A 14,599-nucleotide genomic window follows, 5' to 3' on the forward strand; every position below is an offset into this window, starting at 1 on the left:
CCAGCGACTTCCTTCAAACCGCTCTATCCGACCTGCTCCGCGCTGTCTCCTGCCACCCCTCACGCCTGATCGCGGAGCAGCTCCGATAGAGTCCTGACGTTATTCGGCCAGGTGGATTAGATTTGTAAAGACTTGCCGACTTTCCATTACTAATCTGATCGTTTCTCGCCCTAATCGTCGAGAGCAAGTAGGAGTGGATCGAGAATTCGATAAAGTCGACCGTCTAGAGCCTAGGTCCTTCAGAGGTCACTCACTTTCGCTTTCTCTTCGAACTGGCGAGCTTAGAAACGAGCTTTTCTAGTTCAGCTAGGCGGTTCTTTAACTCCTCCACATTTTCCGGTTCAGACAGTTTCACATTCGCCTGCCGGGGTCCCAGAGGTTGCCCGACATTGGAGGAGCGTTTTCTATTGTCTGGTTTTTCTTCAGTGCTCATTCGGATATTCTGCATAAAGTCAAAGGGGTTCAGAGGATTAGGCATCGCGCGATAGGCGTTTTGATAAACCTCGAGCATCGCCTTCATATACTGAAGCGCGCTCTCCTGGCTTGCTCGCCCGGACGCAACTACCATTTGGCGTAGCAGGTCGAGGGGAAAGCTGGATTCTGGCGTCTTGGCATCCTCGACAATGATCTGGGTCAGGATCAGTCGCGTGATGTCTTCGCCTGAGGAAGCGTCGATGACCTGGACATCGTTCCCCTGCTGAAGGAGCTGCGCCACTTCTTCGAGATTCACGTAGCGGCTGTTCGTGGTGTCATAAAGGCGCCGGTTCTCATACTTCTTAATCACAACGGTCTTCTGCGCCATAATTTTCCAATTCTAATCCCTTGACAGCCGCGTCGAAGCGGCGCAGCATAGATGTATGCTGCAGTGCAGCATGAAACGCAGCGCAGAGGCGCAGGATGGAGTGCGATATGGAAACGAAGGAAGCGAAAGGACCAGTCACGGCTGCGGAAGCTGTCAGGGTTGATGCAATCGACACGATGACTGAGCTTTACACCAGCGGCATTGAGCGGCTGGCCGAGGTGCAAAAGAAGGGGCTGGAGATTGCCGTAAAGCACAATGCGGAAGTGGTCGGCGCGTGGAAGAAGTTCACACTGCCGATGCCGGGTGTGTTGATGCTGGATCTGGCCACTACGGCGTTTGAGCGGTTTGCGGAGACCCAGAAAGGCGCGATCGACCTTATGGTGGAGCAGACCCACACCTTCGCCAAGGTGGTGAAGGAGCGGAAAGTAAAGGCGACGGACACGATGGAGGAAGGAAAGAAGAGGGCCAAGGAAGCAATCGAGCACTCCGTCGCAGCCCAGAAGACGGCTCTGGATTACACGGCCAAGCAGGCGAAAGCGGCCTTTGAGACCGCGAAGCAGCAGTTGGGCTATGCGGGTACACCGGCAGGAGCGGCGGCCGAATCGATGGAGCGCGGGATGGACATCGTGCTCGAAGCGCAGAAGGAGTTGCTCGACCTGGTGGCGGAACCGACCCTGCACTGATCCACGAGGCAGGAGGCTCGAATCGGGGCGAAACGCCGCCGTCTAGCCGCTGACATAAGCAAGCCGGCGAAAGCCTTCGCCTCGATTCAGGTATATGCTTTGTGTGCAAGAAAGCCGGGGTGTGAACATGGCTGCTGAAAAGAACGGAACAGCCGCCGATCCATTCGAGGCCTTCCGCAAGATGAGGGACACTTATCTCGAAGGCATGTCGAAGGTCATGATCGATGCGGTGAACACCGAGGAGTATGCACAGGCGACCGGTGCCTTAATGAACAACTATCTGACTTTGTCTGCGCCGTTTCGCGAGGCGCTGGATAAAGCCATGATTATGGCATTGGAGCAGTTCTCGCTGCCTTCGCGCCAGCAGGTGGTCGCGCTCGCAGAGCGCTTTACTCATCTTGAGGTGCGACTTGATGACCTGGATGCGAAGCTGGACCGGATCGTCGAGCTATCATCCGCTGCGCAGAAGCCGACTGCGGACGTATCCGACGACGGAAAGCAGCGCCATGCGGAGGGCGGAAAGTCGCGTAAGCCGACAAACAGAAAACAATAGAGGTCGATATGGCAGTAGCTGCGGAATTGTCCAACGAATGGACTGCCCTGGATCAGAAGCTCAAAACCTTCAACAGGCTGATGACCACCAAGGCGGCGATCGGGCAGACACCCAAAGAACTGATCTGGACTCTCAATAAGGCAAAGCTGTACCGGTACATTCCTGTCGTTCCAGCTGAGAAGCGATATCCGATACCGTTGATCCTCATTTTCGCGTTGATGAATCGTCCCACGATCATGGACCTGCGCCCGGGCCACAGCTTCGTGGAATACATGGTTGCCAAAGGCTATGACGTTTATTTGCTGGACTGGGGAGTTCCCGGGCCGGAAGACAAAAACCTGAAGTTCGACGACTACACACTCGACTACATGCCGCGAGCGATTAGGAAGATGAAGGCAGTGTCGGGCGCAAAAGAGTTCAGCATGCTGGGCTGGTGCATCGGTGCGATCCTGACCACGATCTACGCGGCATTGCGATCGGATGATGGATTGCGCAACCTGGTGCTGCTTACCGCGCCGCTGGACTTCTCAAACCGCCATGGGCTGACCTTTGCGCGCTGGACCGACAAGAAATACTTCGATGTCGATAAGGTTCTCGCAACTTTTGGCAATATGCCGGGCGAGATGATCGACTACGGCGCCAAAGCTTTGAAGCCCATCGAAAACTACATCACAAACTACTGCAAGTTGTGGGACAGCCTGGAAGACCCTCGCGTCGTGGAAGCATGGCATTCGATGAATACGTGGGTCACCGATATTTTTCCCATGGCGGGCGGCGCCTATCGACAGCTGATCGTGGACCTCTACCGCAAGAATCGGCTGATGAAAGGTGAACTCAAGATCCGCGGCGAGGCTGTCGATTTGAAGCGGCTTCGGGCAAACCTTCTTAACGTGATTGCGGAGGGCGACCACATCACGCCCCCTTGTCAGTCGGAGGCAATCCTTCCGAAAGTTGGAAGTACAGACACAGAGATATTCCGCGTTCCCGGCGGTCACATCGGCATCATGGCTGGGAGCGGAGCCCACAAGCGGACCTGGCCTCACATCGATTCGTGGCTTGCAGTCCGCTCCCGCTGATCCAGAGAATCTGGAACGCTACATATAGATGCCGCCGTTAACGTTGATCTGCTGTCCGGTGATGTAATCGCCGTCGCAAATAAGGAATGCGGCGGCCTTGGCTATCTCCTCCGGCGTTGCAAGGCGATGCATCGGGATCCGCTGCTTGATCTGTTCCATAACATCGGGAGGGATGTGGTCTGTCATGTCGGTTGCCGTGAATCCTGGGGCAATCACGTTTGCGGTGATGTTGTATTTCGCCAGTTCCAGCGCGAGCACCTTCGTGAATGCGATGAGCCCTCCCTTGCTGGCGGCATAGTTTGCTTGACCGAAGTTTCCCGCCTGGCCGACGAAAGAAGCCACGTTGACAATGCGGCCGAAGCTCCTTTCGATCATGAATGGCAAAGCGGCGCTAGTGCAATAAAAGGCACTGTTGAGGTTGGTATCAATGACATCGAGCCAGTCGCCATCCGTCATTTTGCGAATACTTCTGTCGCGTGTGATACCAGCGTTGTTCACAAGAACGTCAATCCTCTCGTAAACGCCAAATACTTCCTGGATCAAATTTCTGGCTCCGAACCGGTCTGAGACGTCGCTAAGGAAGACTTCACTTGCTCCCCCGAAATGCACGATCTCATCTCTGACTTCTCCTGCTCGGATGACGCTCGTCCGACAATTGACTGCTACCGTTGCTCCTCGATTTGCGAGTTCCAGAGCGATGGCGCGTCCGATTCCCCGCGACGCTCCCGTTATAAGTGCGACCTTACCGGCTAGAGACTTCGAAGCCGGGACCATGACTTCGGATAAAATTGCTGTCGCCATGGGATACTCCTTCCTTTACTACCTGCTTAATTCATGGACTGAAAGATGGCTGCGATACCTTGGCCGCCGCCGATACACATCGTTACAAGCGCATATTTCCCGCCGATTCGGTGTAGTTCATGCAGTGCTTTCACTGTGACAATCGCACCCGTAGCGCCGATGGGATGTCCGAGAGAGATGCCGCTGCCGTTGGGATTCGTTTTTTCCGGCGGCAGGTCCAGCTCCTTGCGAACAGCCAGCACCTGCGCTGCGAATGCCTCGTTGGCTTCGATAACATCCATATCGTCGTTGGTGAAGCCGGTGCGCTCGTAGAGTCTTCTGACAGCGGATACAGGCCCTATGCCCATCATTGCTGGATCTACGCCGGTGACGGCATAGTCGATCAACTTTGCGATTGGCTTGAGCCCACGCTCGTGAGCCACATTCTCTTCCATCAGCACAACGGCGGCGGCGCCGTCGTTGATGCTGGACGCATTTCCGGCGGTGATGGTGCCGTCTTTGTCGAAGACCGGTTTCAGCTTCGCGAGGTTCTCCATCGTCGCGTCCGACCGAGGTGATTCGTCGGTATCGAACCAGGTGCTGCCCTTGCGGCTCTTCAACTCGATTGGGACTATCTGGCCCTTGAAGCGTCCGGTGAGAATGGCGCAGTTGGCCCGGCGGTGGCTTTCGACCGCCAAGGCGTCCTGGTCTTCGCGAGTAATCCCCCATTTGCGGGCCACGTTCTCGGCGGTAATTCCCATATGGACTTCGTCGAAGGGGTCAGTCAATGCGGCGACGAGGACATCCACTGCAGGCGCATCGTTCATTCGGGCTCCCCAACGCATGGAACTCAACCAATAAGGAGCGCGACTCATAGACTCAACACCACCACCCACAGCGGTATCGCAGTCTCCGCGGGCGATCATGCCGGCAGCCGTGACGATCGCTTGGAGGCCGCTGCCGCACATGCGGTTGAGGGTAAGTGCGGGAGTCTCGACGGACAGTCCTCCGCGCAACGCCGCCACGCGCGAGAGATACATGTCCTTTGCGTCGGTGTGAATTACATGTCCAAAAACAAGATTGCCTATCTCAGAGTTAGAAAGTCCGGAGCGCTTGACGCTTTCCTGCACGACATCTCCGGCCAGTTCCGTAGGAGGAATGTCTTTTAGCGCTCCCCCAAACTTGCCCAACGCGGTCCGGACCGCGCTAAGAATTACAATGTCTCGATGATTTTGATTTTTCATGGCACAAAACCTTCCATTCATGAACCGCGATGATGGTTGTCCAACCTTGAATCCTCCGCCTCACAAAGTCGGCCTTCGTCGACGAATTCTGTGACTGCGGACCTTCTCACATCGGTTTCTGAAGGCTGAAGCAAGCCGGAAAATCGGGCGTGTCGACGTATCTGCCCGCGGCCGGCTTACGCAGGCCCTCGGACGCCCGGCGGTGTGCCTGTTCTGGTTACTAAAGCAACGAAATTTTGGCTGGTCGCATCTTCCCTTTTGTGCACTGCAGCATTTAATATGCTGCAGTGCAGCGGTTGTGCAGATTTGAGGAGCAAAGAAATGGATTTCGGAAGGACTGAAACTGAAGCGGAAATCGTGCCGGGGGTCCCGTTCTCCCTGCAAGGTAGAACCGCGCTCGTGACTGGAGCGGGACGGGGTATTGGAAGGGCCATTGCGAAGCGACTCGTTGATGCGGGTGCCCGGGTAATGATCAACGACCTTGATGAGAAGATGCTTCTGGAGTCGGAAGCGGAGCTGGCGAACCCGAAACGGGTGAGCCACATTACTGGAGACCTCACCGATCCGACGATTCCAGAACTGATCGTGCACGCAACGCTCGCCGAATTTGACTCGATCGACATCATTGTCAACAACGCCGGCTATAGCTGGGATAACGTAATTCAGAAGACGACGGACGAGCAGTTCCAGGCGATGCTCGACATTCATCTCCTGACGCCGTTTCGGATCCTGCGCGCTGCTTCGGCGTTTATCCGGGAATCTGCAAAGAAAGAGATCGCCGCGTCTCAGCGAGTGATGCGCAAAGTGGTAAATATTACTTCCATTGCCGGCACCGACGGGAATCCGGGGCAGGTTGGTTACTCGGCCGGCAAGGCAGGGATTATCGGCCTGACGAAAACGCTCGCAAAGGAGTGGGGACGCTACAACGTCAACGTAAACGCAGTTGGATTCGGCCTGATCGGGACGCGCCTTGTGCAGCCCCTGACAGACGAGGGCGCCAAGATGGAAATGCACGGTCACCAGATCAGGCTTGGAGTTCAACCCAGCCTCCTGGATTCGGTTAAAAGCGCATGCCCGCTGGGTCGGCTAGGGACACCCGAAGAAGCCGCTGGCGCTGTTCTGTTTTTCTGCAGCCCGTTATCGGACTACGTGACCGGGGAGGTTCTTATCTGCGGGGGAGGGTTCCACTTCTAGCGGAACCCACTCCAGGTTCAGGTGTTCGAAACGAAAAGTGCAGACTCATCGAAAACGTAGCCCTTCAATTCACGATCATCTTGTTCTGCGAGTTCCACGAGTCTTCGAACCTCCAGCCAATGCACGAGACTGAATTCAGGGCCAGAATCATGTGAACTCAAAACAGGTTTACCTTGTGTCTGTGGGGGAGCTACGAAATCGGGGACAACAGCATAGGGCATACGCACCTCCTATGGTGGGAGAGAAACTGTTTCTCGGTAAAGAGGGCACCCGAGGGGCTTATAACAGCATGACCAAAGTCACAGGCGCAGTGACTGCCGTCACAGCTTTTCGCCAGTTTTCCACGGCGATTTCCACGATTGCGCGAAGGTGCTGATTCGAATACTTCACCGCGAGGAACCCTCGACTTCATCACCGAGGCGGAGAGGCTTCTATTGCATTCCGCCTTCGCTCATTTCGCTTTTTTCTGTCATGGTCTGTTGAGAAGTCCAGCCCGGCGAAGAATGCGGCGCACTTTTTTCGGTGAAATAGAGAGGCACTCGGCGACGCGCGATATCTTCCTGCCCTCTCGTTGCCACACCTTCGGGATCACAATCTCAGCGAACTCTTCTGTGACTTGCTGGAAAGTTTTATCGCCGAACATCCCTTCGGACCATCCACGGAGCGCATCGTTGATGCCGGATGCACGCATGATTCGCGTCTTCAGGGCCGCCAAATCATCCTGGAGATGATCGTTTTCACCTTCCCCGATTAGATTCGTCGCTTCGCCCGCGGATTGCCTGGCGAGTTCCCAGTCCTGAAAGAAGTCGTTCGCCTCCGTCATACCGCGAGCGATATAGGCGGCTGCGAGCAGCTGTGTATTCTGCGTGTGTTTCGCCAGAGTCAATGCTTCATCGCTAAACTGCTTAGCGTGGTTAGCGTGGAGAGCAATATCCACCTCTTCACCAAGTTGCTCTTCGATTTTGGCGTTTTCCGTTGCGGCCTGCAAAATGCGCGCACGCGCCATGAGAATCTGGTCATTTTTCTCATGCCCGATTCGATAGGCATCGAGCGCCTCTCGAGCAGCGAGGTCGATGTCTCCTCCGTCGAGATGGAGATACCCGGAATTGACGGTAACCGCCCCAATTCCTCCACAGTGACCCTGCAGGGCATAAATCTCCCGTGCTTGCCGCAACTGGGAGATGGCTTCGTCACAAAGTTGTTGGTAACGCGACCGAAGCGTGCCGGGCGTCGCAACGGGCGCAACCGAAAATTGGCGCTCAGCGCGCCCCTGATCCGGCTTGAGTGCCCGTGAATCTATTCTTTTGCGAAGCTGCAATGCCAGCAATCTCTTCACATCAGCGGAGTTCACCAATGCTCGCGCGAGGTTCCGATGATCGGGATTTCCAGCTGAATACAAGTCGATGGCCCGCTCGAAATGCTCAAGTGCCTTTGCGTATTCTCCCGAGTGGCGGACAATTCTGCCCCTTGCCGACTCGATATTACCCCGCGCGAGATAATGATCCGTGTTCCTGAGAGTGACCTCTGCATGGCTCAGCAAATGTAAGGCCTCCTTTCTCAGGCCCTTCTGAAATAGAAGCCAACTCTCGTGGATTTGAATCACCGAAGTGAACACTGCATCTTCATGAGACTTCTGTGCCTGCTCGCGTGCACACACAATTTCTTTAAATGCCAGCTCGTACTCACCCTTCTTTCTGTGCGCCCGGCCTTTCCAGAAGTGAGCTACCGTAAACAGATGGTCATCCGCCATTCCAGGCTCAGCTCGCAACACAAAGTCGAGGATCTCAATCGCGGTATCCACCTCTTCGGCAGAGAGTGCCCGGAAGCCTTCGACCATGCGCAGGCGTAGATAGTCCTCGACGGGTAAACTGCGACGACATTCGGCGGGAAATCGTATCAGCAGACATTCTAGGAGACGATGATCGCGGTAACCAACATCGATCCATTGAGCAATCAGGAGAAGTAGCTTCGTCGCGTTCGGCTGGGTTGGGTCAAGTTCTGCCCAGGCACCCTCCGCTCTGTCGAGCATTGCGATTCCATCCGACACACGCCTGAGGCTAAGAGCCTGGCTAAGCTCCTCCACGAACTGCGGCCCGATCGTCATAGCACGCCAACTTCTTTCGCGGCGGTCCCGCCCGATCGTCGGTGGGGCACACGATGCTCAGGCTGCAAGCGCTTTCACAAACCTGTTGCCGCACCGGTCGGCGAACAGCTACAGCGCGAGATTTCTCCCGAGAACGGCCAGATTATGACTCTATCCGGGCAGGTTGTCCACTCGTCCGATTCGGACTGCCCCCTCTTGTGTCTTGCGTCACACTGCGATGTACTCACATCACATTGCGGAACCGACTCAAACACTCAGCACTAAGGAGATGATCATGAACAGCAGCGCTTCTCACGAAATGAATTGGCATGCACCTCGCTGGGACGGGACGATTCGTACGTACGACCCCGCAGACGTCAGGCGTCTTCGCGGAACTGTTCGCGTAGAGCATTCGCTTGCTCGAGCCGGAGCAGAGAAGTTCTGGAACATGCTTCACCAGGAGAAATACATCGCCGCCCTTGGCGCCCTGACAGGAAACCAGGCCGTTGAAATGGCCAAGGCCGGTCTGAATGCAATTTATCTGAGCGGTTGGCAGGTTGCCGCAGACGCCAACCTCAGCTGCCAGATGTATCCGGACCAAAGTCTTTATCCGGCGAATAGCGTGCCGAGTGTGGTCCGTTCGATCAACAACGCTCTCATGCGTGCGGACCAGATTGCGCATTCCGAGGGACAGGCCTCCATCGACTGGATGTTGCCGATCGTCGCGGATGCCGAGGCAGGCTTTGGTGGTGTTCTTAACGCATTCGAATTGATGAAGGCCATGATCGAAGCCGGCGCGGCAGCGGTCCACTTTGAAGATCAGCTCTCATCCGCCAAGAAATGCGGGCACATGGGAGGCAAGGTGCTGGTGCCAACTCAGGAGGCAATACAGAAGCTGGTCGCAGCTCGCCTCGCAGCAGACGTGCTCGGCGTGCCGACCGTGTTGATTGCCAGAACCGACGGCGACGCGGCACAGCTCATCACCAGCGATTGCGATGGAAGAGACGCTGGCTTTCTTACCGGCCAGCGAACATCAGAGGGGTTCTTCGGCTTTCGCGGCGGTTTGGATGCAGCGATTGCCCGAGGCCTCGCCTACGCGCCGTATGCCGATATGATCTGGTGCGAAACATCCGAGCCCAACCTCAAACAGGCGCGCCAATTCGCCACCGCCATTCACGCGAACTATCCCGGAAAGCTCCTGGCCTACAATTGCTCGCCTTCATTCCACTGGAAATCCAAGCTCAACGACCGGGAAATCTCTCAGTTCCAGCAAGAACTCGCTGGCATGGGATACCGCTTCCAGTTCGTGACTTTGGCTGGATTCCACTCGCTGAATCTCTCCGCCTTCGAACTCGCGCATGAATACGCAAAATCTGGGATGACTGCTTATTCCCACCTGCAGCAGCGCGAATTCGATCTCGCAACGCGTGCCGGGTATGGAGCAGTGAAGCACCAGAGATTTGTCGGCACCGGCTACTTCGACGATGTGGCCACCACCATCGCGGCAGGCCAGACTTCGATTCGAGCGCTTCCCGGTTCAACCGAGGATGAGCAGTTTTTCGAGCCCGTTCCGTGTCATACCCTGTCCGAGCCAGGTTTCGTCATTCCGGTTTCGGGCGACTGAAGCCCAAATCAAAAACACCGCAAGCCCTGAACGAGAGGTCAAAGAATGAGCGCCACGTTACCTGTATTCCAGAGTTCCCGCGCCGGCAACACGGCAGAAAACGAAATCCTCACTCCTGAGGCATTGGAGTTTCTTCGTTGTCTCGATCGTATGTTCGAGCGTCGAAGAGGAGATCTGCTGCGTTCCCGGAATGAGCGTCAGGCCCAATTCGACGCAGGCAAGATGCCCAGGTTCCCCGCGGAGACGTGTGCCATCCGCGAGGCGGAGTGGACCGTCGCCCCAATCCCGCCTGATCTTCATGACCGCCGTCTAGAGATTACCGGCCCGGCAGAACGAAAGATGGTGATCAACGCGCTCAATTCCGGCGCAAACGCATTCATGGCCGACTTTGAGGATTCAAACGCACCCACCTGGACTAATTGCATCGATGGTCAGCGAAACCTTCGTGACGCCAACCTCAGGATCATCGAATACCGCTCCCCTGAAGGAAAGCACTACAGGCTGGGACCAAAGCCTGCTGTGCTGTTTGTTCGGCCTCGCGGGTGGCACATGATCGAGAAGCACCTCCAGATCGATGGCTATCCCATATCTGCATCACTTTTCGATTTCGGCTTGTACTTTTTTCACAATTTCCGAACCTTACTCGATCGGGACACGGCTCCCTACTTTTATCTGCCAAAGATGGAAAGCTACCACGAAGCACGGCTATGGAATGATGTTTTCGTCTACGCCCAGGAATATGTGGGAATCCCAAAGGGCACAATTCGCGCAACGGTTTTGATTGAGACCATTTCAGCCGCTTTCGAGATGGACGAAATTCTCTATGAACTTCGAGACCACTCCGCAGGTCTGAACTGCGGCCGCTGGGACTACATTTTCAGCTTCATCAAAAAGTTCAGATGCAATCCCAAGTTCACACTACCCGAACGCGGCGGCATCACTATGGAGCAGCCCTTTCTTCGTTCTTATGTTGAACTGCTGATTCACACATGCCACCGCCGCGGCATTCATGCGATGGGAGGCATGGCTGCGCAGATACCAATTCGCGACAATCCGGAAGCCAACGAACAGGCAATTGAGCGAGTTCGCCAGGACAAACTGCGTGAAGTGCGCGCCGGCCATGACGGGACGTGGGTGGCGCACCCGGGATTGGTACCGGTTGCGAAGGCCGTCTTCGATGAGCACATGAAGGAATCGAATCAGATTCGCCGTCCAGCCAAGTCAACGTGCAGAATTAACGAGAATGATCTGGTTGAGATCCCGCTCGGTCGCATCACTGAGGAAGGTTTCGTCCGCAACGTCGACGTCGCAACGCAATACATCGAATCGTGGCTTCGCGGCAACGGATGCGTCCCAATTTATAACCTGATGGAGGATGCTGCCACGGCCGAAATTTCTCGGGCGCAAATCTGGCAGTGGATCCGATACAACTCTCGCCTGAACAACGGCAAACGAGTCGATCGACAGATGCTCGCATGGGCTATCTGGAACGTCCTGAACCAAGCCAAGCAGAAGCTCGGACCAGAACGGTTTGCCTTGTCCAAATTCGAACGTGCGGCCGAATTGCTCACTTCACTATCCACCGGCGAATTCCAAGAATTCTTGACGACTGCAGCCTATCCGGATTTTGCGTGACAAATCCCAGGAGAGCTATTGTCCCTAAGCCTGAGTTCAGTCTCCTGCGTCACCCGTGCCGATAGGTCCTGCTAAACGCTAGGTTCCTATCGGGACTGTCCCGGTGCGACGTAGATGTCCTGCCGCAGGATCTTCTGCCGGGACAGTTTCGATAGGGGCGTTTGAAGTAAGTCGCTGGCGCGACGGACGCGGTGATCTACCTATGGGATTTCAATGGGCACCTGATGGCTTGTGTGGGCATTGGATCGGCGAGCTGGGACGAATCGTGCGGGGCGAATTCTGATTTCGGCGGAAGTGTCAGTCCAGATCGGCGATTGCAGGAGCTTGGCGAGGTTCGTTTTGCGAGCCAGAACGCACGCCGGCTTTTGCGTGGGCGGGCACGACAGCATGGAGAGTGGATAACGAGTCTGGTAGCGGAGTCTCTCATGAGCTGTCAACACTGCACCTCCCTGGCTGGTGCAGGATCAGGTTTGGATGGAAGTAAAGCTGGCCGCGGGTGAGCCGTTCGACAACGAGCATGATGCCGGAGCATGCTGGACAGCGCAAGCTGGGCGGCTCGGTTGGATCGACGCATGCTTTTGCGCCGAGCAGAACGCGGCAGCGTTCGAGCGCAGCACTTCGCCGGCGGTTGGCGAAGAGTCCGAAGTGGCGGATGCGAACCAGTCCGCGAGGCAGAACGTGAAGTAGGAAGCGGCGCAGGAACTCATGGGCGGAAACAGTCATGACCTTCTTCTTGCCGCCGTGCGCATAGTCTCGCCAGCGAAATGAGACGCTGCCGTTCTCAAGGGCCACGAGACGATGGTTGGAGATGGCTACGCGATGGGTATAGCGGGCCAGGTAGTTGAGAACATGTTCGGCGCCGCCGAATGGTGGCTTGGCGTAGACGACCCAGTCCTGCCGGAATAACTGCCTGAGGAAGTTGGGAAAGCAACCAGAAGCAGTCAGATACTGCTGTGAGCCATGAAACTGAAGCTCACTCTGCGCGAAGAGTTGGTTGAGTCCAGCGACGAACTTGCCACGGAAGACTCGGCTCAGAGCGTGAACAGGCAGGAAGAAGCGGCGCGAGGAATCGATCCATCTTGAGCCGTCGAGAGCCAGGCCGCCGGCGGGAACGATGTAGTGGACATGGGCATGGTGCTCAAGGTTCTGGCCCCAGGTATGAAGAACACCGAGAAATCCGATATCAGCTCCGAGGTGCTTCGGATCGCGAGCCAGTTCGAGCATCGTAGCGGCGCTGGTGCGGTAGAGCAGATCGTAGAGCAGCCGCTTGTTCTGGAGGACCAGACCGGAAAGTTCATGCGGCAGTGTGAAGACGACATGAAAGTACGGAACGGGCAACAGTTCAGTAGAACGCGCCGTCAGCCATTTTGCGCGGGCGTTCCCCTGACACTTGGGGCAGTGCCGATTGCGGCACGAGTTGAACGAGATGGCCTGATGGCCGCAGCGGACGCACTGATCCAGATGACCGCCCAGTGCCGCGGTGCGGCAACGAACGATGGCATCGAGCACCTTGCGATGGGGCCATGCAAGATGCGACTGCTGCTGTTCCCAGAAACTGTTGCCCGTTCTACGGACGATGTCGGCCACCTCGAGGGTGGGCCGGCTCATCGCTTCATGCGTCTTCTGGAGCGTTTTGCTTCGTCGGGCCGTGACACTTCGATCGCTTCAAGCGGACTGGGAATGGCCTGCAGGTGGCGTCGCGACAGGTGCAGATAGACGGTCGAATGTTCGAGCTTGGAGTGTCCGAGAAGCACCTGGATGGTGCGCAGGTCGGCGCCGGCTTCGAGCATATGCGTGGCGAAACTGTGCCTGAGCGTGTGGGGAGATATGTGCTTCTTGATACCGGCCTGCTTGGCTGCTTCATCCACAGCCGCCCAGACAATCTTTTCGGTGATGGGCACATCCGCCCGCCAGTTGTTCACCATGCCAGGGAACAGGTAGGTCTTGGGCTTCATCCATCGCCAGTACTCTCGCAGCGTCTCCAGCAGCTTCGGGGTCAACAGAACATCGCGGTCACGACTGCCCTTGCCTTGGTGGACATGAATGACCATGCGTTCGCTGTCGATGTCGGTGACCTTCAGGTGACACAACTCGGCTCTTCGCAGCCCGGTTGCATACAGCGTCATCAGCATGGTGCGATGCATCAGGTTCCGAGCCGAATCAATCAGTCGCGCCACCTCTTCCGGGCTGAGTACGGTCGGCAGTTTCCGAGGGCGCTTGGGAAAAGGAATCTCATCGAGCAGATAGGGGCGCCGCAGGGTCTTGACGAAGAGAAACCGCAGAGCCGCACATCGACTCTGGATAGTACCAGGCGACAACTTCCGATCGCGAAACAGATGCACCTGGTACTCGCGAATATGGCTGGGACCAAGGCGCTCTGGCGAGCGGTGGAAGTACTTCGAAAAATCCTCTACCGCGTGGATATAGCAGCGGGTAGTACTTGGGGAGTAGTTGCGACGCTGGAGTTCATCCAGCATCAACTGCCGAAGATGGGTCACGGTAAACCTCCTGTGACCCGAGGCTTACACAGCCAACAATGTCCGGGGAAAGCCCACGCCGCAGCGTCCGTCGCGCCAGCGACTTAGTTCAAACGCCGTAGGCTCCAGGAAACCTCGACCTGCGATTCCGGGACGATGCTGCGGCTACTGATCCGGCATGGGTTGCTCATGCCGGATCAACCTACCTGCCCATTTCTCAGAATCGAGTCCTCGCGCTTATTGTCCAGAAACTTAAAGCCTAGCCCGTTTCAGGGGATCTATTTCGAGAATCGCTAGTATTCGATTCTGGATGAGTGATTTGGCCTGATATGGAGTGACCCTGTCAACCCTGCGGAGTCGATGGGGTTGCTTTTGTCGTTGTCGTTGTTTTTGCTTTTCCCCGAGGACAGAGCGAGCAGCAGCCTGGGCAGGTTTGAGCGACGATTGA

General features: G+C 56.2%; 12 protein-coding genes. 6 read left to right on the plus strand and 6 right to left on the minus strand.

The window, feature by feature from the left end:
- Window positions 1-250 precede the first annotated feature (250 nt).
- Window positions 251-802, minus strand: coding sequence for a polyhydroxyalkanoate synthesis regulator DNA-binding domain-containing protein (locus WCA10_RS23070; protein ID WP_472824888.1), 552 nt, complete (start codon window positions 800-802; stop codon window positions 251-253).
- Window positions 803-909: 107 nt separating this feature from the next.
- Here WCA10_RS23070 and WCA10_RS23075 point away from each other — a divergent pair, with 107 nt between their 5' ends.
- The 3 genes from WCA10_RS23075 to WCA10_RS23085 all read left to right on the plus strand — a co-directional run bounded on the left by WCA10_RS23075 (window position 910) and on the right by WCA10_RS23085 (window position 3,114).
- Window positions 910-1,485 (plus strand): hypothetical protein, encoded by a 576-nt coding sequence (locus WCA10_RS23075; RefSeq protein WP_472824889.1) that lies wholly within the window; start codon window positions 910-912, stop codon window positions 1,483-1,485.
- A gap of 127 nt (window positions 1,486-1,612) precedes the next feature.
- The gene (locus WCA10_RS23080) at window positions 1,613-2,038 is read left to right on the plus strand and encodes a hypothetical protein (protein ID WP_472824890.1); all 426 of its coding nucleotides are present in this window, start codon (window positions 1,613-1,615) and stop codon (window positions 2,036-2,038) included.
- A gap of 8 nt (window positions 2,039-2,046) precedes the next feature.
- Window positions 2,047-3,114: an alpha/beta fold hydrolase gene (locus WCA10_RS23085; protein ID WP_472824891.1), complete on the plus strand. Its 1,068-nt coding sequence runs from the start codon at window positions 2,047-2,049 to the stop codon at window positions 3,112-3,114.
- A gap of 18 nt (window positions 3,115-3,132) precedes the next feature.
- On the opposite strand, the gene WCA10_RS23090 is transcribed toward WCA10_RS23085, so the two are convergent.
- Window positions 3,133-3,915, minus strand: coding sequence for a beta-ketoacyl-ACP reductase (locus WCA10_RS23090; RefSeq protein WP_472824892.1), 783 nt, complete (start codon window positions 3,913-3,915; stop codon window positions 3,133-3,135).
- Between the two features lie 26 nt (window positions 3,916-3,941).
- On the minus strand, window positions 3,942-5,138 hold the full coding sequence (locus WCA10_RS23095) for an acetyl-CoA C-acyltransferase family protein (protein WP_472824893.1): 1,197 nt from the start codon (window positions 5,136-5,138) through the stop codon (window positions 3,942-3,944).
- 321 nt (window positions 5,139-5,459) lie between these two features.
- Here WCA10_RS23095 and WCA10_RS23100 point away from each other — a divergent pair, with 321 nt between their 5' ends.
- Window positions 5,460-6,332 (plus strand): SDR family NAD(P)-dependent oxidoreductase, encoded by an 873-nt coding sequence (locus tag WCA10_RS23100; protein ID WP_472824894.1) that lies wholly within the window; start codon window positions 5,460-5,462, stop codon window positions 6,330-6,332.
- Between the two features lie 469 nt (window positions 6,333-6,801).
- Here the strand turns inward: WCA10_RS23100 and WCA10_RS23105 are convergent, their stop codons facing one another.
- Window positions 6,802-8,436 (minus strand): tetratricopeptide repeat protein, encoded by a 1,635-nt coding sequence (locus tag WCA10_RS23105; RefSeq protein WP_472824895.1) that lies wholly within the window; start codon window positions 8,434-8,436, stop codon window positions 6,802-6,804.
- Between the two features lie 274 nt (window positions 8,437-8,710).
- Between WCA10_RS23105 and aceA the strand changes: the two genes are divergently transcribed.
- On the plus strand, window positions 8,711-10,039 hold the full coding sequence (gene aceA / locus WCA10_RS23110; protein ID WP_472824896.1) for an isocitrate lyase: 1,329 nt from the start codon (window positions 8,711-8,713) through the stop codon (window positions 10,037-10,039).
- Between the two features lie 45 nt (window positions 10,040-10,084).
- Window positions 10,085-11,674 (plus strand): malate synthase A, encoded by a 1,590-nt coding sequence (aceB, locus tag WCA10_RS23115; RefSeq protein WP_472824897.1) that lies wholly within the window; start codon window positions 10,085-10,087, stop codon window positions 11,672-11,674.
- A 423-nt stretch (window positions 11,675-12,097) separates the two neighbouring features.
- On the opposite strand, the gene WCA10_RS23120 is transcribed toward aceB, so the two are convergent.
- Together WCA10_RS23120 and WCA10_RS23125 are read right to left on the minus strand one after the other, a co-directional pair.
- The gene (locus WCA10_RS23120; protein WP_472824898.1) at window positions 12,098-13,282 is read right to left on the minus strand and encodes an IS91 family transposase; all 1,185 of its coding nucleotides are present in this window, start codon (window positions 13,280-13,282) and stop codon (window positions 12,098-12,100) included.
- Window positions 13,279-14,172 carry a tyrosine-type recombinase/integrase gene (locus tag WCA10_RS23125; protein ID WP_472824899.1) on the minus strand — a complete coding sequence of 298 codons (894 nt, stop codon included), beginning with the start codon at window positions 14,170-14,172 and terminating at the stop codon, window positions 13,279-13,281. The genes WCA10_RS23120 and WCA10_RS23125 overlap by 4 nt, the downstream gene beginning before the upstream one ends.
- Between the last annotated feature and the right edge of the window lie 427 nt (window positions 14,173-14,599).

Source organism: Occallatibacter sp. (genome assembly GCF_049582745.1).
Taxonomy (GTDB): Bacteria; Acidobacteriota; Terriglobia; order Terriglobales; family Acidobacteriaceae; genus Telmatobacter.

Bases quoted from the DNA above. Each gene is read 5' to 3' on its own strand.
- WCA10_RS23070 (WP_472824888.1), bottom strand. From the start codon at position 802: ATGGCGCAGAAGACCGTTGTGATTAAGAAGTATGAGAACCGGCGCCTT.
- WCA10_RS23075 (WP_472824889.1), top strand. From the start codon at position 910: ATGGAAACGAAGGAAGCGAAAGGACCAGTCACGGCTGCGGAAGCTGTC.
- WCA10_RS23080 (WP_472824890.1), top strand. From the start codon at position 1,613: ATGGCTGCTGAAAAGAACGGAACAGCCGCCGATCCATTCGAGGCCTTC.
- WCA10_RS23085 (WP_472824891.1), top strand. From the start codon at position 2,047: ATGGCAGTAGCTGCGGAATTGTCCAACGAATGGACTGCCCTGGATCAG.
- WCA10_RS23090 (WP_472824892.1), bottom strand. From the start codon at position 3,915: ATGGCGACAGCAATTTTATCCGAAGTCATGGTCCCGGCTTCGAAGTCT.
- WCA10_RS23095 (WP_472824893.1), bottom strand. From the start codon at position 5,138: ATGAAAAATCAAAATCATCGAGACATTGTAATTCTTAGCGCGGTCCGG.
- WCA10_RS23100 (WP_472824894.1), top strand. From the start codon at position 5,460: ATGGATTTCGGAAGGACTGAAACTGAAGCGGAAATCGTGCCGGGGGTC.
- WCA10_RS23105 (WP_472824895.1), bottom strand. From the start codon at position 8,436: ATGACGATCGGGCCGCAGTTCGTGGAGGAGCTTAGCCAGGCTCTTAGC.
- aceA (WP_472824896.1), top strand. From the start codon at position 8,711: ATGAACAGCAGCGCTTCTCACGAAATGAATTGGCATGCACCTCGCTGG.
- aceB (WP_472824897.1), top strand. From the start codon at position 10,085: ATGAGCGCCACGTTACCTGTATTCCAGAGTTCCCGCGCCGGCAACACG.
- WCA10_RS23120 (WP_472824898.1), bottom strand. From the start codon at position 13,282: ATGAGCCGGCCCACCCTCGAGGTGGCCGACATCGTCCGTAGAACGGGC.